Below are 22,054 nucleotides of genomic sequence, written 5' to 3' on the forward strand. Positions count from 1 at the left end.
GAGATCCTTGCGACCGTCACGACGGAGCGACGGCAGTCCTGCCCTGCACAGACGCGGGCTTCGCCGCGAGGTGCGAGCTCTTGCGTCGGATGCAACTCGCACGCATCTCTCGCCGATAACCTCTGTTACGTCTGGTTTGTGATCCAACGCCGACTCGGGCCTCCGGGATCGCGTGAGCTCGTCGGGGCGGGGGAGTGCGACCTGCTCGTCGGGGGCAGGCCGTCGTAGGTGTAGTTGGCGACGATGAGGGGTGGGGCGCGCCGACGAGGGCGTAGCGGTCGGACGTGCGACGGTGGTCGTTGACGGTGAAGCGGACCTGGTGCTTGGACCAGCTGCGCTGCACTCCTTCGCTCAGCCCTTCTTCCTCCGTCGGAGGACGGAGTCGACGGCGCGGGAGACGGCGCCCTTCTTCGTCGATAGCAGTCTCATGTCGTGCAGTTGTGCCATCTGCTTCTGCGAAAGTTTGTGGTTCGCCAGAGAGGTCTCGGCGTCGAACGCGGCACGGAGCTTCATCACGCGGCCGTGGGCGCTGTCGCCAAGCTGCAGTGCGACCTTGGCAGCGAGCGGTCCGTCACCACGTACGTTCGTGTGCAGCAGCGCCAGGGCGAGGTCCGCCAGGGCGCGGGCGGCCGCCGTGTCCGCGGGGCGTGCTGCCAATGCTCGCTCAACGAGCTTGGTGCGTTCGGCCTGTGCGGTTGACCTCGGTAGCAGCTCCATGATGGTCGTGAACGCGGTCGCGCTCACACCGTGTTGTCCGACGATGGTCAGGGAGTTCACGTCGGCGGAAGCCATGGCCTGCCATAGGGTCGTGCGATCCTCGGTCGTGAGTCGCTTGGCATAGGTGGCTAGCACGTCCGTCCTGGCACTTCGGATCTGCCGAATACGGATGTAGTCCGCAACGGGCGGTTGTAGCCCGACCCAGTCGGAGACGACTCCGTCCTTTGGATCGGCGAGCGGCACAACTTCGAGCATCACGTCGAGGGGCAACGCCGCTAGCTTCGCGACGCTCCGAGCGGCCAGCCGGATCCGCACGGAAGCGACGAGGTCTGCTGGCGTCGTCTCGCGCTCCTCGAAGGCGGCGTCAACACCAACAGCCGTTTCCTTGTCCAGCTGGTGCACACGTGCCAGCACATCCGCGACCGTCTCGGGCGCAAAGTACGACTCGAACGCGGCGACCAAGTCGCTCACAAGCGCCTCGCGTACCCGCTTGGCCTGACTGCCGTCGAACAGCTCCTGCGCGAGCGCATACAGGGCCGTTCGCTGCTCCTTCTCGTCGGCGTCCGCGGTCCACTCGATCTCTGCTGCCGCGTCGACGAAAGTGTCCACCGCCGCCTCGACACCAGCGTCGTCGGCGTACCCGAGCGCGGTCCTGGCCGCTGTCTCGATCGCCGACGCAACCGACCTGGAAGCCCCCGGCAAGTCGGCGATCAGCCGTACGGCGGCACGCTTCGCGAGGGATTCGTCGGCGGTGTCCGCCGTCGCGAAGCTCGCCCACCACGCGCAGTTCTCGAGGGGCGCTTGAGCCATTCCAACTAGCGCGTGCTCCGTGCGCTTGCGGGTGTCGGTGACGCGCTCAATCGCGGCGTCCTCTCGCTCGAGCACGGCGGCCTGAACAGAGGTGGCTTCGCACAACTGGCCTAGTATCAGCACTCCGGAAACGAGGGAGCCTGCGTCGTCGGAGCGCGCCATGACGGCGTCCATTAGATCGCGCCAGCGTCCTGCAGCATCCGGTTTGTCCGCTTCGTCCGCTGGAGCTGTCCGGCTCGTGGTCGCTGGTCGGGCGGCCGTGTCCTCCTCTGCCATCTCGGTCAGCAGCTTGTCTATCCGGTCACGGCTCAGAGTCCAGAGCTTCCACGCACGGTCCGGGGGCAGCGTCCGCAGTAGGTCGTGCATCGCCTCTGGGTGGTTCCGGTACGCCTGCAGGAGCAGGCGGCGCACGGTCTCGACCTGCTGCTCGTCTCCGGATCCGAGGACCGGGCCAAGTCGCGTCAGTAGCCCCTTTTCGGCGAACTCGTCGGCGGAGTAGCGGGCGACTAGCTCGTCCACCAGGTCGGTCCGGCCAGTAACGACACCGAGCGTGAATGCTCCGGGGATCGCCCCCTCGCGTAGCGCTCCCTCCTTAGTCACGGCGCGTACGATCGGTTCGACCAGCTCGGCGACCTGCCCGAGGTCGTCGTGATCCAGGCCCTCCAGCAGACGGCACAGCGACTCCACGATCGTCGCGCGACCCGGGCCGAGTTCATCCTCGGCCTGCTGGGCGAGTAGGTGCGCTGCGGTGGTGAGTACCTCCACCGGCTGACCGTCGAGGGCCTCAAGAACCTCGTCTGGCGAGAGATCGGCTGCGATATCGATGACGTGCCCGACCTCAGGGTCGGTAATCCCGTGCTGGGAACCTGCGGACTGCATGTAGAACAGGTCGGGGCGCGGGTCGTCGATGCCCTGAGCGGCTGCCTTGGCGAGGTAGGACCGCAGTTGAGTGTTCAGTACGCGGTTAGCCACCCGTGCGCTCTCGTCGCTCTCTTGCTCCGAGTTGAGCATCGGGCCGGCGGGCTCCCCGCTGCCAGTGGGGGCGTACTCCTTCACCAGCTGCTGCAGCCGCTCCGCCCCTGCGGGGACAGGCGCTCCGCGCAGGTGAGTCAGGAGCATCGGAGCGGTCGCCAGGTCGGCGGCCAGTCGTGGGAACTCGACCTGGAGGACGGTGTACATCGCGATTTCGCTTGCACGCGGTAGCCAGTCAAGGCCACGGGACTGCGCGGTGCGGACGGTCGTCGCGTAGTGATTCAGAAGGACCTTTACGCGTCGTGGGCTTCGAACGTGGACGGGGACGAGGAGGTAGACGACCTCCAGAAAAAGCTTGTCGTCGGGCTGCGCGGCGCGCAGCTCAGCCCATATCCCTCCGTGCCCGTCCACGAGGTCGCGAGCGAACTTGGTGAGCGTCTGTGGACGCAGCGGTGGCAGGGCGAGCTGGTGCTGGAAGATCTTGTCGAGGAACGCGCCGGGTGTGGAGTAGTACGGGTCGCTCTCGCGGATGGGGGTGGTCTGGGGGACTTCCTGCAGCGCCGACTCCAGCACCTCGCGGTCGGCTGCCACGACGAACACGCAGCCTGACACCTCGAGGAATGTCTTCAGGTCGACGAGGGTCGCGACGACGTCTTTCGGGCTACACCGGTCGAGTTCGTCGACGAACACGACCAGTTTCTTCTTTCCCTTGTCGGTCGCCTTGTCCACGAGCTTCTTGAACCGGGATGCGAACTGGTCGTCGGTTTGCGGAGCGGGCGTGGTGACCTTGACGACCGCTGAGTCCAGCATCCGGGGGCCGACGAGCAGGGCAATGAGCGCCAAGCTGAGCACGGAGCCGAGCCCGGTGACGGTGACGTCCATCGCTGTGCCAAAGCCTCGTTCGCGGCTGACTAGGAACGCGGCGAACGAGGTGGCGAAGAACCAGAGCGCGGCGATGACTGCTGCCACCAGCAGGCCGAGCAGCAGCGTCTTCCAGTTCGTGCGCAGGTAGCGCAAGAGTCTGACGTGGTTGGTTTCTTGGTCGACACGCAGGCCGGTGCCGAAGTCCTCGGCCTTGATGCCCAGGTCGTCCGCGAGCGACTCGATGAAGTTCAGTTTGAGCGCCCGACCGCCGTACTTCCACGCGTCGTAGCGCACGACGCGGACGCCGCGGCTTCGTTGCTCGAGGGCGGCACGCAGGGAGGACAGGAAGGAGGACTTGCCTGAACCCCACGACCCAAATAGCGCGATGTTGACCGGCGCATCGGTGGCGAGAACCATGTCGGCGGCGACCTTCACGATCGCCGCGTGATCCAGCCGGTCATCGTTGGCACTGGTCAGCACGGTGTCGCTGACCATGTCGGCAGCCATCTCGTTCTTGTCGGTCTCGCGCCGGCTGCGGGCGCTGGCATCCGTCTGACGGGTCATCCTTGAACCACGACCATCGACACGTCCCCTCGAGCCTCGCTGTGGCGCGTCATCGTATCGGTCAGGTCCGACAGCCTCGCCCGTGTTGCGGGGCGGCGCCGCTCACGCTTCGGAATGGGCGTGGAGCCGTGCAGCGCGCGAGCTTGCGATCGGTGTCAGCTGGGCTGACGAGCAACGGTGTGAGGTCGCTCCTTCGTGGGATAGCTACGGCAGGATGTGCGGATGACGTCGTCTGGAAGCGAACTGGAGCCTGCGGGGTACGCCGAGCTCCTGGCGGAGCTGAAGGCGCGGGTGCGCGCGACGCGGTTCCGTGCGGCGCGCGCGGCGAACACCGAGGTTCTGCGGCTGTACTGGTCAGTGGGCCGCGACATCCTCGATCGGCAGCGTGCGGCGGGTTGGGGCAGCAAGGTCGTGACCTCGTTGGCGGCGGACCTGCGGCGCGAGTTCCCTGACCAGCGGGGCTGGTCGCGGTCGAACCTGCTCTACATGCGCCGGGCGGCGGAGGCGTGGCCGACGGAGGAGGAGTTCGTCCACCACGTTGGTGGACGATTGCCGTGGCGCCATGTCACGGTTCTGCTCGACCGGCTCACGACCCGTGAAGAGCGGGACTGGTACGCCGCGAGTGCGGCCGAGTACGGCTGGTCGCGCGCGGTGCTCGAGCACCAGATCAAGGCCGACCTGCGGCGCGCCGTCGGTGCTGCGCCGACGAACTTCACCGAGGCGCTCGAGGCCCCGGACTCTGAGCTGGCGCAGCAGCTGGTCAAGGACCCGTACGTGTTCGAGCACCTCGCGCTGGTCGAGCGCGTGGCAGAGCGCGACGTCGAGCAGGCGCTCATGGACCGGCTGCAGGACACGATGCTCGAGCTCGGTCGCGGCATGGCGTTCGTCGGGCGCCAGGTGCGCCTGACCGTCCCGGACGACGCGAGCGACCGGGTGGACGAGTTCTACGTCGACCTGCTCTTCTTCCACGTCGAGCAACTGCGCTACGTCGTGGTCGAGCTCAAGATCGGGCCGTTCGAGCCCGCCCACGTCGGCCAGCTCGGCACGTACGTCGCGATCGTCGACGATCAGTTCCGTCGGCCCGAGATCCACGCCCCGACGATCGGGATCTTGCTGTGCACGGGCAAGACCGGCCCGACGGTGCGGTACGCCCTGGCCGGCACCCGGGTCCCGATCGCCGTCGCGGACTACCAGGGCTTGCCCGAGGAAGCCCGCGGTGTGCTGCCGTCCGCCGCCGAGCTCGAGGCCGTGATCGAGGACGAGCTCGACCACCGGGCCGCGGAATGAGGAACCCGGTCTGGCCAGCAAGAACGCAGCGCCGTTCATCAGCCGTACGTCACACCCCCCGTCCGACCGCCGCAGAGACTCTCCTCGCTCCTCTCACCCCGACCAGCCGTAGCAGCTCTCGATCACCACAGCGGGTCGGGCCAGGCTCTCGACGGCATGCCGAGCTACTGGGGACCAACTCCCGAGACCGGTGCACAGACGATCAACCAGGACGTGTAGTGCTCGACGACGCGCCCTCCGAGGTCCGCGACGGCCGCTGCGACCTCGTCGACCTCGTCCCGACTCCAGTCGCTGAACGTGCTGAAGAGCCCGTGAACCTGCTCGGGGTCGAGCTCGATGCTCCAGCGGTACTCACCGATGTCCTCGACGGCGAACAGCCCGGACGCAGTCAGCCCTGCGGCGGTCGACCTGACGTCCTCCGGGTTCCCGGCGCGCGGCGGCCTGCTCCGCCGCGCGACGATCCGCGCGACCCGGTCACGGAAGGCGGTCGGCTCCGCCGCGGGGTCACCGAAGACGTGCCGCCAGACGAGGAACCGCCCGGCTGGCACCAGGGCGCGATGGAGCCGGGGCAGGAGCGCGTCGAGATCCATCCAGTGGATCGAGGTCGCGGCGACCGCCAGGTCGAACGCGGCTCGGCCGAGCTCGGCGTCCTCGGCCCGTGCGACGACCACCTCCGCCGTCGGGTGACGGGCCGCGAGCACGGCGGCCAGCTGCGTGCCTGGTTCGACGGCGACCACGTCGACCCCCGCTGCGAGCAGCGGCCCGGTCGCCTCACCGGTGCCCGCGCCGAGGTCGACCGCTCGCCGACCCGGCGCGACCAGGCCCGTGCGACGCACCCGCTCCCACAGCTCGGCCGGGTACGGCGGACGGGCGGACGCGTAGGCGTCCGCCAGCGCGTCGAAGTGCATCGGGTTCCCCACCGTCCGACCCTACGACCGCAGGTCCTGGCGCCCGGCGGTCGCGCCTCGCTCGTCGATCCGGCGCTGCGTCAGGCGCGCCCGGTGCGCTCGAGCACGCCCCGGAGGTAGGCGGCCTGGCCCGCGTGCTCGAGGGCGTCCACCGCGACGCTCACGAGCCGGACGCCCAGCGTCACGGGCGGGTCCCACGCCTCGTCGACGACCCGGTCGAGGTCGTCGGCGGTGAGGGACGCGAGCACGTCGCGGGACTCGACCTGGACCGCGTGGACGTAGCCGAGCAGCAGGTCGTCGCGCGCGCGGACGCGCGCGACGTCGTCGGCCGACTGCCCGTAGCCGGTCGCGCCGTCGTCGAACGGCAGGTCGAACCGGCCGGCCCACCCGTCGCGCGTCCACACCTGGTCCCGCCCGACGGCGCCCGCGACCTGGGCGTCCTGCCCGCGCGCGAGGTGCCACGCGAGCCACGCGATCGTGTTGGCGCCCGGGTCGACGCGCGCGGTGAGCGCGTCCTCGCCGAGGCCGTCGACCGCGCGCGTCGCGGTCGGCCCGATCCTCCCGAACAGGTCCTCCAGCACGGTGATCGCGTCCACGGTCCTCCCTCTCCTCGGGTGCCCGGCGGTTCGTCGCCTCTGGCAGCGTCTCCGGACCGCGGGACGCTCGCGACCGGAGCGGCCCCACGCCGAGACGCGCGGCGGCGCGCACGGGCGAAGGTCCAGGTCCGGGACGTGCGGACGGCCTCCTGCCCCTGCGGCCCGCAGCACTCCGTGATAGATGTCGGGAGGTCGCGTCACGACGGAGAGGCACGAGCAGGGGGAAGAGACTTTGACGACGACCGACGCGCTCCAGGACGAGCGCACGCGGGTCCTGGCGCTCCAGCGGCTCGGGGTGCTCGACAGCTCGCCCGAGGAACGGTTCGACCGCGTGACGCGGCTCGCGCAGCGCCTGTTCGGCGTCCCGACGGTGAGCATCACGCTCGTGGACGCGGACCGGCAGTGGCGCAAGGCGTTCGTCGGCCTCGACGGCCCGGTCGCGCAGCGCGAGGGCGCGTTCTGCGACGTGACGATCCGTGCGGACCGCACGCTCGTCGTCGAGGACGCGGCGCAGGACGCCACGTTCGCCGACAACCCCTTCGTGGTCGGCGACCCGCACCTGCGGTTCTACGCCGGGCACCCCATCGCGGCGCCGGGCGGCGAGCTGGTCGGCACGCTGTGCGTCATCGACACCCGGCCGCGCCGGTTCGACGACGCCGACCGCTCCCTGCTGCGCGACCTCGCGCTGTGGGTCCAGGGGGAGCTCCAGCACGACGTCGAGCTCGACCGGGCGGGCGCGGTGCAGCGCGGGCTCCTCCCGCGCCGCGCCCCGGAGCTCGACGGCTACCGGGTGGCCGCGCGGTGCCTGCCGGCCCGCGGCGTCGGGGGCGACTTCTACGACTGGACGACGACGGCCGACGGCGCCGGGTTCGTCGTCGCGGACGTCATGGGCAAGGGCATGCCCGCCGCGATCGTGGCGGCGTCGGCACGCGCCGCGCTGCGGCCCGCGCTCCGGTCGCCGTCGCTCGCGACGGGCGTCGAGACGGCTGACGACCTGCTCGCCCCGGACCTGGAGGAGGTCGGGTCGTTCGTCACGGCCTGGTGCGCCACGGTCGAGCGGGACAGCGGCCGGCTGGCGTACGTCGACGCGGGCCACGGCCTGGCGAGCGTGCTCCGGCCCGACGGCGGCATCCACCGCCTGGAGGCGGACGGCCTGCCGCTCGGCGTCGCGCCGGGCACCGCGCGGGTCGTCCACCACGTGACCCTCGACCCGGGCGACCGCCTCGTCGTCGTGAGCGACGGGCTCGTCGACCTGCTCGCCGACCTCGGGGTCCCGGGCGGGGACCCGCGCCTCCTCGACCCGGACGTCCCGCTGCCCGTCCCGGACGGGCCGGCCCTCGCGCGTGCCGCGCGCGAGGTCCGGCAGGCCGGGGACGCCGCGGCGACGCTCGAGGTCCTGGTTGGGCTCGCCGAGGGGCGGTACGTCGGGGACGACCTCACCGTCCTCGTGGTCGAGCGGGTCGCGGCATGAGGGGCTCCGCGCGGCGGCTCGTGCTGATCCGCGTGCTCGTCGTGCTGGCGCTGGTCACGGGCGTCAACTACGTCGCGTGGCGGTGGCTCGAGTCCGTGGCGTGGTCGCACTGGTGGATCGCCGTCCCGCTCGTGCTGGCCGAGACGTACAGCCTCGTGGACACCGCCCTCTTCGGCGTGACGATGTGGCGCCTGCGCGAGCGGGGCGAGCCGCCCCCCGCCCCGGAGGGCGTCACCGTCGACGTCTTCGTCACGACGTACGACGAGCCCGAGGAGCTCGTCCTCGCGACCGCCCGCGCGGCCCGGGCCATCCGGTACCCGCACCGCACGTGGATCCTCGACGACGGCGCGCGCGAGAGCATGCGGGCCGCCGCCGCGGAGGCGGGCGTCGGGTACCTCACGCGCAGCGCGAGCTGGGCGGGCAAGCCGCGGCACGCGAAGGCCGGCAACCTCAACAACGCGCTGTTCCAGACGGACGGCGAGCTGCTGCTCGTGCTCGACGCCGACCAGGTGCCCGACCCGGCGATCCTCGACCGCACGGTCGGGTACTTCACCGCGGACGAGCGCGTCGCGATCGTCCAGACCCCGCAGTGGTTCGTCAACGTCGACGACGCCGACCCCCTCGGGAGCCAGGCGCCGCTCTTCTACGGGCCGATCCAGCAGGGGAAGGACGGGTGGAACGCCGCGTTCTTCTGCGGCTCCAACGCCGTGCTGCGGCGCGAGGCGCTCATGCAGCTGGGCGTCGTCGGGTACGTGCGGGGCGTGACGGTCGGCGTGCGGCGCGCGCTGCGCACCGCGGGCTCGGTGCTGGCCCGGGCGGCGCGCTCGCCGGAGGCGGCCGACCCGGCGGTGCGGACCGCCGTCGAGCGGCTGCGCGCGGAGGCCGACGAGGCCCGCCGCGCCCTCGCGGCGGGGGAGCCCGCGGCCGACGTCACCTACCGGTTCCAGCGCCGCGTCGACGAGGCGTCGCGCAGCGTCGTCGCCGGCCAGGTGGAGGCGCTGCGGGCGGAGCTGGCGACGGTGGAGCCCGAGCTCGTGTCCGGCGGCCCGCTCCAGGTCGACGAGGAGATCGGCCAGCTCGTCGTCGACGAGGAGGCGCTCGACCGGCTCGCGCGGCGCGACCTCTCGCCCCTCGTCGCGGTCGAGGCGGTGCGCCGCCTCGCGGACGCGGTCGACGTCGGGCGCAGCGACGAGGCGCAGGCCGTGATGCCGATGGCGACGATCTCCGTCACCGAGGACATGGCCACCGCGATGCGGCTGCACGCGCTCGGCTGGCGGTCGGTCTACCACCACGAGGTCCTGGCCCACGGGCTCGCCCCCGAGGACATGCCGACGATGCTCCAGCAGCGCCTGCGCTGGGCGCAGGGCACGGTGCAGGTGATGCTCCGGGAGAACCCGCTCACGCTGCGCGGGCTGCGCGTGGGGCAGCGGCTCATGTACTTCGCGACGATGTGGAGCTACCTCGCGGGCTTCGCCGCCCTCGCGTACCTCGCGGCGCCCATGGTGTACCTGTGCTTCGGCATCCTCCCGGTGCAGGCGTTCGGGACGGACTTCTTCGTGCGCTTCGTGCCGTACTTCGTGCTCAACCAGCTCTTGTTCCTCGTCGTGGCGCGCGGGGTGCGGACCTGGCGGGGGCAGCAGTACTCGCTCGCGCTCTTCCCGGTGTGGATCCGGGCCTGCTGGACGGCGTTCGCGAACGTCGTCCTCGGCCGTCCGCTCGGGTTCGTCGTGACGCCCAAGACGCGGACCGGGGAGCACCGGCCGGCCTGGCGCACCATCTGGCCCCAGCTGACGGCCATGGTGCTGCTCGTGGTCTCGGCCGTCGTCGGGACGGTGCGCCTCGTCGCGTTCGACGCCGACCTCGGCGCGACCCTCGTCACCCTCGCCTGGGTGGCGTACGACCTCGCGGTGCTCGGGGTGCTCGTCCCCGCCGCGCGGTACTCCGGCCCGCGCCCGCCGCGCGAGCCCGTGCCGGAGACGACGATGACCGGACGACGGACGGAGGACCAGTGAAGCTCGACGTGACACCGCTCGAGGAGACGGGGGCGGTGATCGTGCCGCGGGGGCGGCTCACGCTCACCACGGCACCCCAGCTGCGCGACGCGGTCACCGACCTCGTCGAGGCCGGCCGGACCCGGCTCGTCGTCGACCTCGGGAGCCTCGAGTTCGTCGACTCCTCGGGCCTCGGCGCCCTCGTCGGCGGGCTGCGCACGACGCGCGCCGCCGGCGGAGACCTGCGGCTCGCGAACGCCGCGCCGTCCGTGGCGACGGTCCTGCGGCTCACCAACCTCGACCGCGTGCTGCGCGTGCACGACGACGCGGCGAGCGCGTTCGCCGACGGGTGACCCCCGCGTGACCCCGCCGGACGACGCCCCGCTCGTCGTGCTGAGCGCGACCGCGTCCCCGCCGTGGCTCGACGCCCTCCCGGACGCGTTCGCCGCGCTCTGGGGCCAGGCGCCGTGGGTGCCCGCCGACGACCGGCTCGCCGTCGAGCTCGCCACGACGGAGATCGCCGCGAACATCGTGCGGCACTCGCCCGCACCCGAGACGGTCGAGGTCCGGGCCGAGCTCGACGCCGGGGCGGGGCGCGTCGTCGTCGTGCTGCGCGACACCGCACCCGCCGCCGACGTCGACCTCGACCGCACGATGCCGCCCCCCGAGGCCGAGTCCGGGCGGGGGCTCGCGCTCGCGCGGGCGTGCGTCGACCGGCTCGAGCACCGCTGGGTCGCGGGGACCTCGGGCAACGAGTGGCGCCTCGAACGCCGCGTGCGCACCGCCGGAGACGGCCCCGGCGGCTAGCGTGGGGGCGTCCCGCGCGCGCCGACCCGGGCGCGGCGCCGGTAGCCGGAGGTGCAGATGGAGTTCCCGTTCAGCCTGACCGAGGAGCAGATCCTCTCCCTCATCGTCGTCGGGACGCTCGCGGTCGTCGCGATCGTCGGGGTCAACGCCCTGGCGCCGAAGGCGGGCGTGGCCGCGCCCCTCGTGCTCGTCGCGGTCGGCGTCGTCGTGAGCTTCGTGCCCGCCGTCCCCGAGATCGAGTTCGAGCCCGAGTGGATCCTCGCCGGGATCCTGCCGCCGCTGCTGTACTCGGCGGCCGTCGGCCTGCCCACCATGGACTTCCGGCGGGACTTCACCGCGATCAGCGGGCTCTCCGTCGTCCTCGTCCTGCTCAGCACCGCGCTCCTCGGCTACCTCTTCACGTGGCTCATCCCCGGCATCCCGCTCGCGGCGGGCTTCGCGCTCGGCGCCATCGTCAGCCCGACCGACGCCGTCGCGACGTCCATCGTCAAACGGCTCGGCGCGTCACCCCGCGTCGTCACGCTGCTCGAGGGCGAGAGCCTGCTCAACGACGCGTCCGCCCTCGTGCTCCTGCGCTCCGCCATCGCCGGGATCGGGATCGCCGTCGCGACCGGGGAGTCCGCCACCCGCGTGTCGCTGTGGTCGGTCGCGGGCGACTTCGTGTTCGCCGTCGTCGTCGCCGTGCTCGTCGGGTTCCTCGTCGGGTTCCTCGGCCTCTTCGTCCGGCGCCGCCTCGCCAACCCCGCGCTGAGCACCGCGGTGTCCTTCGTCGTGCCGTTCCTCGCCTACCTGCCGTCGGAGGAGCTCGGCGCGTCGGGCCTCGTCGCCGTCGTCACCGCGGGCCTCGTCACCGGCAACGGCGCCGCGAAGTACCTGCGGCCCCAGCACCGGCTCGCCGAGGAGTCGAACTGGCGGACCGTCGAGCTGCTGCTCGAGGGCACCGTCTTCCTCCTCATGGGGCTCGAGCTGTTCGCGCTCGTCACCGACGTGCAGGAGGCCCACGGCAGCCTGTGGCGCGCGGTCGGCATCGCTGCGCTCGCTGCCGTCGTCATCCTCGTCGTGCGCTCCGCGTACGTCGCGACGCTCCTGCGGTCGCTCGCGCGGCGCGCGCGGCGGGGAGAGTCGATGCGCGGCGTCATCGCGGGCATGCAGGAGAAGCTCGACGCGCGCTTCGCGGCCGACGGCACGCCCGTCACGCCGGCCACACCGCCCCCGGCCAGGCCGGCGCCCGGGACCCCGGAGCGACGCGGCGCGGAGATGGTCGCCAAGGCGCCCCCGGAGCGGGTGGGCCGGCTGCGGTCGTCGCTGCGTCGTCGTGCGGCCGACATCGACTACCTGACGGCCGAGCGGCTCGGGTGGCGCGAGGGCACGCTCCTCGTGTGGGCGGGCATGCGCGGCGTCGTGACGCTCGCCGCGGCGCAGACCCTCCCGCTCGACACGCCGCAGCGCTCGTTCCTCGTGCTCGTCGCGTTCGGGGTCGCGGCCGGGACGCTCGTCGTGCAGGGCGGCACTCTCCCGTGGGTCGTGCGCCGGCTCGGCCTCTCGGGCGGCTCCACGCGCGCCGACGAGGACCGCGGCGCCGTGCGCGCCGAGCTCGACGGCGCGGCCGTGGCCGTGATCGACGCGCCCGACCTCCGCCGCGCCGACGGCACCACCTACGACGGTGCCGTCGTCGCCCGCGTGCGCCGCGACGTCGTGCGCGAGCTGGAGAACCGCGACACCGACGCCGCGACGTCGGCCGACCTGTTCGCGCAGTACAAGGAGCTGCGGCTCCGGGCGATCGCCGCGCAGCGCGTCGCGCTGCTCGACGCGCGCACGTCCGGCGCGTACAGCTCGCAGGCGCTGCGGCACGCGCTCGACCTGCTGGACGCCGAGCAGATCGACCTGGAGCTCCGCCGCGGGCCCTACGTGCCCGGCGACGACGACTGAGCCGACCCCTTGCGGCTGCCCCAGGGGAAGGCCCTAGCGTCGCGGGCATGGACGAGTACACGACGGGTCAGGTGGCGCGCGCCACGGGGCTGAGCGAGAAGGCCGTCCGGATGTATGTGGACCGCGGGCTCCTCGACGCACGCCGCACCTCCGCGGACGGTCCGCGGCTGCTCGACGGCGGCCAGGTGGAGCGCGCCCGCCTCGTCCGGCTCCTGCGGGGCGTCGGGCTGTCGCTCGCCGAGGTGGGCGACGTGCTCGCCGCCCCCGACCCGGTCCCCGCGTTCGACGCCGTGTGGAGCGACCGCCGCTCGGCGCTCGCGGCGTCGCTGACGGCGGCGGAGTACGTCCGGTCCGCGCTCGTCGGCGCGCCACGGCTGGACGTCGTGGTGCACCGACGGCACGTGCCGGAGCGGCTCGTGCTCGGGACGGAGCGCCGTGCGACGCTCGCCGAGCTGCCGTCCGTGCTCCCCGAGGCGACCGGAGCGGTCTTCGCCGTGCTGCGCGCCGCCGACGTGCCCCTCGCCGGCCACCCCTACGTCGAGCTCCACGAGCGCGCGACCGAGGGGTACGCCGCCCGCCTCACGCTCCGGGTGCCCGTCCCCGCGCCCGTGCGGCCGCCGTCGGGCTTCGCCCTCACGACGGACGACGCGCACGAGGAGGCGTACGTCGCGCTCACGGCCGCGGAGGCCCGCGACCAGGAGCGTCTCGTTCTCGTGCACGACTACCTGGCGTCCGGGCGGGCGCTCGCGGGCGGTGTGCCCGCAGGGGACGACCGGGAGGTCTACCTGCCGACCTGGGAGGCAGGCGGTCCCGGCCCGGTGATGGAGGTCGCCGTGCCGGTCGCGGCTCGCCGACCCGGGGCGTAGCGCCGCTCCGACCGCCCGACGGCCTCCCCCCGGGCCGCGGCGAGGATCCCGGCCTCCTGCGCGACCGCGATCGCCTCGCGGCGGCTCGACACGCCGAGCTTGCGGTACAGCGTGCGGATCTGGGTGCGGATGGTGTTCACCGACACGTTGAACCGCGCCGCCGTCTGCTCCGCCGTGAAGCCCTCGCTGAGCGAGCGCAGCACCTTCCTCTCGCGCGGGGAGAGCCGGCTCGCGAGCGTGACCGGGGGCGTGTTGCGCGCCTCGACGGCACCCCGGGGCAGCACGTCCGCGGTGTCCGCGAGCTCGGCGAGCGTGCGCCGCTCGTCCGGCTCGAGCGCGAGGAACGGGGCGGCGTGCTCGGGAGACGACCGCAGCCGCAGGGCCTTCTGGAACCAGCTCCGCGCGCGGTCCTCGCGCCCGGCGCGGAGGTGGGCGACCGCGAGGACGACGTGGAGGTCGAGCGCGTCGGTCGGTGACAGGGACGCCTGGTGGATGGCGGACGAGGCGAGGCCGATCGCCTCGTAGTGCTCGCCCACCGACAGGTGCGCCCAGGCGTGGTGGTTCGCCAGCCACTCGGTCGTGTCCTCCTCGGACCCGTGGGCCAGGTGGAGCACGCGGCCCGCGCCGCCGGCGCGCAGGAGCAGCTTCGCCTCGGCCCGCAGGAGCAGCCGCCCGACGAACGACCCCGTGTCGGGGTCGACCGTCCCGTGCACGAGACGCACCTCGTCCAGCTCCCGCAGGCCCTGGAGGGGGTCGCCGTAGAAGGCGGCGTGGCTCGCGCGCGCGGACGCCAGGAACGGCCACAGCTCGCCCACGGCAGGGGAGGTCGGGTCCATGGTCTCGAGGATCCTCTGCGCCGTCACCGGGTCGCCCTCGTGGATCGCGAGGTGCGCCCGCGCGAGCGCCGCGCCGCGCACGTGTGCCCCCGCGATCCACGAGGGGAACGGTGCGGCGTCGCGGACCACGGCGAGCTGTTCGCGCGCGAGATCGTGGTGCCCCCGGTAGGCGGACAGGAGCGCGAGGTTCGACGCCGCGCTCACGCGGGCGAAGTGGCCGCGCGGTTCGTCCCCGGCCTCGTCGGCCGCGCGACGCAGGTGCTGGATCGCCGGGTCGGTCGCGCCGGACAACATCGCGGTGATCCCGCGCTGCGCGCTCAGCCAGCCCGGCCGCGCGTCCGGGCGCCCCGCTGTCCAGGGCAGCGGGCCTCCCGCCATGAGGAGCGTCGTGCGCTGCTCGACCCACGTGCCGATCCGCGTCGAAGCGTCGTGGTCGCGGCGGTGCCGCAGGCCCACGACGGCCGCGGTGCCGGCCGAGAGGACGTCGTGCAGGCGGGTGAACGCGTTGAGCCGCCTGCTGTGGCGGAGGCCTGCCCGGGAGTAGTGCCGCAGCAGGCGCGACATGCTGCGCTCGTCGTCGCGTTGGTGGTCGCGGCGTCTCTGGGCGAGGAGCACGAGGTGCGCGAGGCGCGGGCGGCGGTCGAGCACCTCGGGAGGGACGCGTGCGAGCGCTGTCAGGAGCTCGCGCGCGAAGCGGTCGGGGAGCTCGTACCAGAGCACGTCGAACGCGGTCTCCACGCCGTCGAGGTCGCCCGCGTCGAGCGCCCGGAGGATCTCCTCGCTGCTCCACGGGACATCTCTGGCGCCTGTCATAGCCGTGATCCTGACGGACGTGCCAGGTTCTGCAAGCGCGTCTCGCGGCGCCGGGTGAATTCCTTCACGGAACTGGTGATGGGACAGGTGATTTCCCAGGTCACGCTCGTCATGGGCCTCGGTGGCACGGGTCCTATGGGGTGACGACCGTGCACGCGAGGGGCGCGTGCGCACGACGAAGGGGACCCCATGCAAGGTTTCGAGCGAGACGCCGCGGCCGCGGCAGGCGGGCGACCCGCCAGGCACGCGGCACCCCGCGGCGCCCGGCACGCCCGCACCGGTTCGTGGTGGCGAGGAGCGCGTGCACGTCGCCTGATCGGTGGCGTCACGGCCCTGGTCCTGGGAGGCGCGGGGCTCACGGCCGCGGCGCTGCCCGCGACGGCGGCGACCGTGTACGAGCTCGAGGGGTCCTGGGCCGACACCACGCCCGCGACGCTCGAGACCGGTGACGCCGTGTCCGCCGCGTGGTGGTTCAACCTCAACGACGACGCGGCGGCCCCCGGCAACGAGCCGGTGGAGAACGTCACGGTGACGATCGCGGCGCAGGGAGCGGTGTTCGACGCGCTCCCGCCCGCGTGCCTCGTGGAGGGCGTCGACCCCGCGTCGAGCGTCGCCGAGGACGGCTCGACGCTCGTGTGCAACGTGGGGACGCAGACCGAGGGCACGGCGTTCTCGCTGACCACGCCGATGCGCGTGACGGCCGTGTCCGGGGAGACCGTGAGCGCGGGCGCCACGATCGCCGACCAGCAGACGTCGCTGCCCGAGCTGCCCGTGCAGAACGGGTTCGCGCAGGACATCCACTGGGTGGAGAGCGTGTCCGGGAGCACGCGCAACGACACGTCCCGCGACTTCACGTTCAACTGGACGCTGTTCCACGGCCCGAACAGCCCCGCCGGTCAGGACCCCGTCAGCTACGACCTCACGGTGTCCAACAGCCTGGGCGCGGTCACGCAGGTCGGGCCGCAGGCGTGCTCGCCGTTCACGAGCGGGACGGCGACCGGGCACCCGTGGTCGGGCGGGACCCACGACGCGAGCCAGGTGGCGCCGTCCGTCGCGTCCTGCACGCTCACGCGCAACAGCTCGACCTCGTACACGCTGACGCTGGCCGGGATCGACTACAGCCACGCGCAGGTGCCGACGACGGACTCGGCCGGGAACCCGCTGCCGACGGACCGCGTCGCGGTCGCGTCCGGGCAGATCCAGCTGCGGGTCGTCACGACGGCGGGCGCAGGGCAGATCTCGGTCACGTCCAGTGCGCCGACCTACACCGCGGTCGACGGGCAGACGGCCAACGACGACCCCGCGAACAACACCACGGCGAAGAACTGGACGACGGGCGTCTGGTCGCACGCGTGGCAGCCCGGCTACACGGGCTCGAACGCGACCGTGTGGTCCGACACCTACCGCGTCGCCCCGGAGTCGGAGCTCGGCTCGGCAGTGCGCGTGCTCTACCCGAACGTCCAGAACCAGAACTCCACGCAGGGTGGTCTCTGCCTGGTGCTGGACACGCGGTACGTGGAGTTCACGGGTGCCCTCACGCGCTTCGACAACGGGACGACCGGTGAGCCCGCCGGCTTGCCCGTCGCCTACTACGTCGGGACCTCGGCGCTGGTGAATCCCGCGAGCGCGTCCTACGACCCGAACGCGTTCACGTGCGAGGGGACCACGGGGTGGACCACGACCCGCCCCGCGGACCTGTCGACCGTCAAGGCGGTCCGCGCCACGTACTCCATGACGGCGGCACGCTGGCAGCGCGATCTCGTCCTGCAGGCGACGCAGCGGCTCCTGCCCAGCGCCCAGGTCGGCCAGGACGTGTGGACCTGGGGGTCGTACATCAACCCCTCGTCGGCCACGAACGCCTGGGTGAACGCGGCGCGGTCGACCTCACCGTCCGACGCCGGACCGTCCGCGACGCTGACGCCGGACGCGCGCTACCCGTACGCGGTGGGCGGCCGAGACATCGTGCGAGTCATCGGTGTCACGCCGGACGTGGCGAAGTCGGTGCTCCCGACGACGGTCGACCCGGGCGGGCAGGCGACCTACACGCTGAGCTACGCCGCGAACGGGACGGGCGCGGTCGCGCCCACCGTGGACGACTACCAGCTCGTGGACACGCTGCCGCTCGGCACGACGTACGTCCCGGGCTCGTCGAGCCCTGAACCGGTCGCTACGACGAACGGCTCCGGTCAGCAGGTCCTCACGTGGACCCTCGACGGGGTGCCCACGAACACTCCGCAGTCGCTGTCCTACCAGGTGACGTACCCCGACGACGTCGCCGGCGGTGAGCGGCTGGTCAACACCGTCACCGCCTCGGCCGAGGGCGTGCAGTCGGACTCCGCGACCGCGACGGTCGTGGTCAACGAGTCCGGGCTGACGCGGATCATCAAGACGGCGGACCAGGCGTTCATCCCCAACCTCGCGGGCGACGGCGCGGGCGCGGGCTCGTGGACCGTGCTGGTGCGCTCCGAGGATCCCCTCCCGCAGGAGTTCGTCGACGTGATCGACATCCTCCCGTACGTGGGTGACGGCCGCGGGACCGCGTTCTCGGGCTCGTACCGGCTCGACGGCCCGGTGACGTCCTCGGTCGGGGGGACCGTCTACTACACGACCGCCGACCCGGCGACGCTCACCGACGACCCGGCCGACGCCACGAACGGCTCGGCGGGCAGCACCACCGGCAACACCGTCGGGTGGAGCACCACGTACACCCCCGACGCCACCGCGGTGCGCGTCATCACCGGCGCCCTCCCGGCGCGGGGCGAGCTGACGCTCGACGTCCCGGTCGTGACCGACGGCATGGTCGGGGGCGACGTCCTCGTGAACCGCGCGCAGGGCCGTGCCGAGAACACGCGCCTCGTCATGCGCACGTCGGCGTCGACCTCGATCGCGAACTACTACTCGGCGTCGCTGAAGAAGTACGTGCAGGACGCCGACGGCGAGTGGCGCGACGCGAACGACCCGCTGGACTACCCGCGGTTCCGCGTCGGCGACACGGTCCGCTACCGGATCGTCGTGGAGAACACGGGTCAGGGGACGCTGACGAACGTCGCGGTCTCCGACGACCTGCAGCCGGAGCTCGGGTCGTTCACGATCGAGTCCCTCGCCCCGGGAGCGACCGAGAGCCACGAGTTCGAGATCGAGCTCACCGAGCCCGTCGCCGACTCCGTCGTGAACACGGCGTGCGCGGACGCGGACGTGCCGGCGGACTCGGGCGTCGAGCCCACGATCAACTGCGACCCGGCCGGGTTCGTCGTCGTCGGTACGCCGACGCACACCAAGGAGGTCGTCTCGGCCACCCCGGTCGGCGACGGTCGCTGGGAGGTCGTGTACGAGGTCGTCGTGTCGAACACGCAGACCCCGTCGACCACCTACTCCCTGACGGACGCGCTGCACTTCACGGACCAGGCGACGATCGTCTCCGCGACGGTGACGCAGGCGCCCGACGGCGTCGTCCTCGCCGACCCGGCCTGGGACGGCCAGGGAAACACCCTGGTCGCGGCAGACGTACCGCTGGCCGGGAACGACGACGAGGGCTACGCCCCGCACGTCTACCGCGTCACCGTCCTCGCCGACGTGCCGCTGCAGCTCGACGGTGCCGGCTCCGGCGCCGATGCCCCGACCGCCTGCCCCGCCGAGGGGTCGGACGCGGACCAGGGGTTCAACAACGCCTCCGGGCTGACCGGCCCGGAGGGCGAGACGGAGGAGGACCAGGCGTGCGCGCCGATCCCGTCGATCGACATCGCGAAGACGGTCTCCGCCGGCCCGACGCCGAACGGTGACGGGACGTGGACGGTGACCTACGACGTCGTCGCGACGAACGCGGGCGCTGCCGACGGCACCTACGAGGTGACGGACCGGATGACGGCCGACGGTGACCTCGAGGTCCGCTCGGGCGCCGTCGTCACCGCCCCGGACGGTGTGACGCCGAACGCGGCGTGGACGGGCCTGGGTGCCGAGGGCGCCCCGGAGAACGTCATCGCCTCCGGCGTCGTCCTGCCCGCGGGCGGGACGCACACCTACCAGGTCGAGGTCGTGCTGGGGATCGCCGAGGGCGTCGAGGGCGCGCCGGCGATCACGCCGTGCTCGGCCGAGCCCGGGGCTTCTCCGGGCGGCCTGTCGAACGCGGCGACGGTCGAGCACAACGACCTGACCGACGACGCGACGGCGTGCGTGGCGATCGCGTACATCGTCGTGGACAAGTCGATCAGCGCGGGCCCGACACCGAACGGCGACGGGACCTGGACGATCGTCTACGACGTCGTGGCCGAGAACGTCGGCGGCGAGTCGGGCGAGTACGACGTGTTCGACCGCCTGCACTACGGCGACGGCATCGAGATCGTCGACGCCGCGGTCACCGCGGCCCCGGACGGGGTCGAGACGAACGCGGGGTGGACCGGCCTGGGTGCGGAGAACGCCGACCCGGAGAACCTCGTGGCGTCCGGCGTCGAGCTCGCCGCGGGCGCGTCGCACACCTACCAGGTCGAGGTCACGGTCCAGATGGACGAGGCCACGATCGACCCGGTGGACCTGCAGTGCCCGCCCCCGGGCAGCGGTGAGAACGGTGGTCTGGCGAACTCGACGAGCCTGGACCACAACGGGATCGTGGTCGAGGACGAGGTGTGCGCCTCGCTGCCGCTGATCGAGTTCGACAAGTCGATCTCGGCGGGCCCGACGGGCAACGGCGACGGGACGTGGACCATCACGTACGACCTGGTGGCCACCAACACGGGCCAGGCTGCAGGCGACTACGACGTGGTCGACCGGCTGCAGTACGGCGAGGGCATCGTCGTCGAGTCGGCGACGGTGGCCACGGCGCCGGACGGTATCGAGCCGAACGCGGGCTGGACCGGCCAGGGCGAGGCGGGCTCGGAGGAGAACGTGGTCGCCACGGCGGCCACGCTGGAGGCCGGTGCCACGCACACCTATCAGGTGCAGGTCGTGGTCTCGCTCGATGCCGCGACGGTCACGCCGGACACGCTCGCGTGCCCCGAGCCGGGGTCCGGTGAGACCGGTGGTCTCGCCAACGCCGGCGCGCTGACGCACAACGGCGAGACGCAGGACGACGACGTGTGCGCCACCCTCCCGCTCCTCGACATCACCAAGTCCCTCTCGGGTGCGGTGACGCCGGTCGAGGGCGAGGACGGCGTGTACGACGTGGTGTACGAGGTCACGGTGACCAACCGGGGCCCGGGTGCCGGGGTCTACGACCTGGACGACACGCTCGCGCCGGGCGAGGGCGTGACGGTCGTCGGTGTCCAGGGTGTCGTCACCGACGCGCCGGAGTCTGTGGGCGTCAACGAGGGCTTCGACGGCCTCGAGGACGTCCGGATCGTGACCGGTCAGCCCATCGCGGGTGCCGGCACGGGCCCGGTCGTGCACACCTACACGGTCACGGTGCGGTACGCGGCGGACCTGTCCGACGTCGAGATCCCGGACACGGACGTGTGCACCACGGACGGTGGCACGGTGCCCGGCGGGCTGAACAACGTCGCGGCTGTGGACTGGAACGGCATCCCAGGGCAGGACGAGGAGTGCGTGCGTCCGGGCAAGCCCACCCTCGACAAGGCGCTGGTCTCCGCTCGACCGACCGGCGACGGGACGTGGGAGGTCGTCTACGACCTCACCGTCGGCAACGTCGGCGGGGAGGCCACGACCTACGACCTGGACGACGAGCTGCTCTTCGCCCCGGTCATCACCGTCGACTCGGTCGCGGTGACCGGTCCGGACGGCGTCACCCTGAACGACGGGTTCGACGGCGACACCGACCGGCGGATCGCGACCGACGTCGTGATCGGCGGCCTGGACGACGAGGGGTACGCCCCGCACGTCTACCGCGTCACCGTGGTCGCCGGCGTGCCGCTGCACTTCACGGACGTGGAGGACGACGGCACGGGCTCGCCCGCGTGCACCGCGGCTCCCGGGGGCAACCTCACCGAGCAGGGACTGAACAACGCGGCGACGCTCACGGACGAGACGGGCGGGACGCAGACCGACACCGACTGCGCCCCCGTGCCCTCCGTCGACATCACCAAGTCGACGGACGGCGCGCCGGTCAAGGGTCCCGACGGGTCGTGGACGGTGGCCTACACCGTCACCGCCACGAACGACGGCGCCGCCGCCGGGGTCTACGACCTCACCGACCGCCTGCGCTACGGCGCCGGCATCGAGGTCCGCAGCGCGACGGTCACCTCGGCGCCCGACGGCGTCACGCCGTCGGGCTCGTGGACGGGCCAGGGCGCGGAAGGCGACCCGGCCAACGTCGTGGCGACCGGCGTGAGCCTCGCCGCGGGGGCCACCCACACCTACCGGGTGGAGGTCGTCGCGACCCTCGACACGGAGCAGGTGGACGACACGACGTTCACCTGCCCCGAGCCGGGCTCCGACGGCAGCGGCGGGTTCGCCAACACCGCCGGGATCGGCCACAACGGGTTGACCGACGCCGCCCAGGCGTGCGCGACGCCTGACCGGCCGGGCGACCCGGGCACGCCGGGCAAGCCCGGCGGGTCGCTGGCCACGACCGGCGCGACCCTGGCGTGGGTCGCCGGCGGGGCAGCGCTCCTGCTGCTCCTCGGCCTCCTGGCCGTGGCTGCGGCCCGGCGTCGGAACGCCGTCGGCTGACGGCG

General features: G+C 72.7%; 12 protein-coding genes. 8 read left to right on the forward strand and 4 right to left on the reverse strand.

The window, feature by feature from the left end; translation table 11 throughout:
- Positions 1 to 351: 351 nt before the first annotated feature.
- Positions 352 to 3,927, reverse strand: coding sequence for a P-loop NTPase fold protein (locus tag MT994_RS10370; protein WP_354806153.1), 3,576 nt, complete (start codon positions 3,925 to 3,927; stop codon positions 352 to 354).
- Positions 3,928 to 4,149: 222 nt separating this feature from the next.
- Between MT994_RS10370 and MT994_RS10375 the strand changes: the two genes are divergently transcribed.
- Entirely contained in the window at positions 4,150 to 5,214 is a 1,065-nt protein-coding gene (locus tag MT994_RS10375) for a PDDEXK nuclease domain-containing protein (protein WP_354806154.1), read from the forward strand.
- Between the two features lie 164 nt (positions 5,215 to 5,378).
- On the opposite strand, the gene MT994_RS10380 is transcribed toward MT994_RS10375, so the two are convergent.
- Complete coding sequence (locus tag MT994_RS10380; protein ID WP_354806156.1) at positions 5,379 to 6,134, reverse strand: class I SAM-dependent methyltransferase; 756 nt, start codon at positions 6,132 to 6,134, stop codon at positions 5,379 to 5,381.
- Positions 6,135 to 6,202: 68 nt separating this feature from the next.
- Positions 6,203 to 6,718, reverse strand: coding sequence for a DUF664 domain-containing protein (locus MT994_RS10385; RefSeq protein WP_354806157.1), 516 nt, complete (start codon positions 6,716 to 6,718; stop codon positions 6,203 to 6,205).
- Between the two features lie 232 nt (positions 6,719 to 6,950).
- Between MT994_RS10385 and MT994_RS10390 the strand changes: the two genes are divergently transcribed.
- The 6 genes from MT994_RS10390 to MT994_RS10415 are packed head-to-tail and all read left to right on the forward strand — an operon-like array spanning position 6,951 to position 13,782.
- Positions 6,951 to 8,189, forward strand: coding sequence for a SpoIIE family protein phosphatase (locus MT994_RS10390; RefSeq protein ID WP_354806159.1), 1,239 nt, complete (start codon positions 6,951 to 6,953; stop codon positions 8,187 to 8,189).
- Positions 8,186 to 10,201 (forward strand): glycosyltransferase family 2 protein, encoded by a 2,016-nt coding sequence (locus MT994_RS10395; RefSeq protein ID WP_354806160.1) that lies wholly within the window; start codon positions 8,186 to 8,188, stop codon positions 10,199 to 10,201. The genes MT994_RS10390 and MT994_RS10395 overlap by 4 nt, the downstream gene beginning before the upstream one ends.
- Complete coding sequence (locus MT994_RS10400; RefSeq protein ID WP_051028350.1) at positions 10,198 to 10,533, forward strand: STAS domain-containing protein; 336 nt, start codon at positions 10,198 to 10,200, stop codon at positions 10,531 to 10,533. The genes MT994_RS10395 and MT994_RS10400 overlap by 4 nt, the downstream gene beginning before the upstream one ends.
- A gap of 7 nt (positions 10,534 to 10,540) precedes the next feature.
- Positions 10,541 to 10,987 carry an ATP-binding protein gene (locus tag MT994_RS10405; protein ID WP_114553422.1) on the forward strand — a complete coding sequence of 149 codons (447 nt, stop codon included), beginning with the start codon at positions 10,541 to 10,543 and terminating at the stop codon, positions 10,985 to 10,987.
- A 57-nt stretch (positions 10,988 to 11,044) separates the two neighbouring features.
- Complete coding sequence (locus tag MT994_RS10410) at positions 11,045 to 12,916, forward strand: sodium:proton antiporter (protein ID WP_051028348.1); 1,872 nt, start codon at positions 11,045 to 11,047, stop codon at positions 12,914 to 12,916.
- A 47-nt stretch (positions 12,917 to 12,963) separates the two neighbouring features.
- Positions 12,964 to 13,782 (forward strand): MerR family transcriptional regulator, encoded by an 819-nt coding sequence (locus MT994_RS10415; protein ID WP_163186713.1) that lies wholly within the window; start codon positions 12,964 to 12,966, stop codon positions 13,780 to 13,782.
- Here the strand turns inward: MT994_RS10415 and MT994_RS10420 are convergent.
- Positions 13,698 to 15,431, reverse strand: a complete 1,734-nt coding sequence (locus MT994_RS10420; RefSeq protein WP_354806162.1) for a helix-turn-helix transcriptional regulator — start codon at positions 15,429 to 15,431, stop codon at positions 13,698 to 13,700. The genes MT994_RS10415 and MT994_RS10420 overlap by 85 nt on opposite strands.
- Positions 15,432 to 15,821: 390 nt before the next feature.
- On the opposite strand from MT994_RS10420, the gene MT994_RS10425 reads away from it, so the two are divergent.
- On the forward strand, positions 15,822 to 22,049 hold the full coding sequence (locus tag MT994_RS10425; RefSeq protein ID WP_354806164.1) for a hypothetical protein: 6,228 nt from the start codon (positions 15,822 to 15,824) through the stop codon (positions 22,047 to 22,049).
- The last annotated feature ends 5 nt before the right edge of the window (positions 22,050 to 22,054 follow it).

This window comes from Cellulosimicrobium sp. MI9406 (assembly GCF_040595865.1).
Taxonomy (GTDB): domain Bacteria; phylum Actinomycetota; class Actinomycetes; order Actinomycetales; family Cellulomonadaceae; genus Cellulosimicrobium; species Cellulosimicrobium funkei.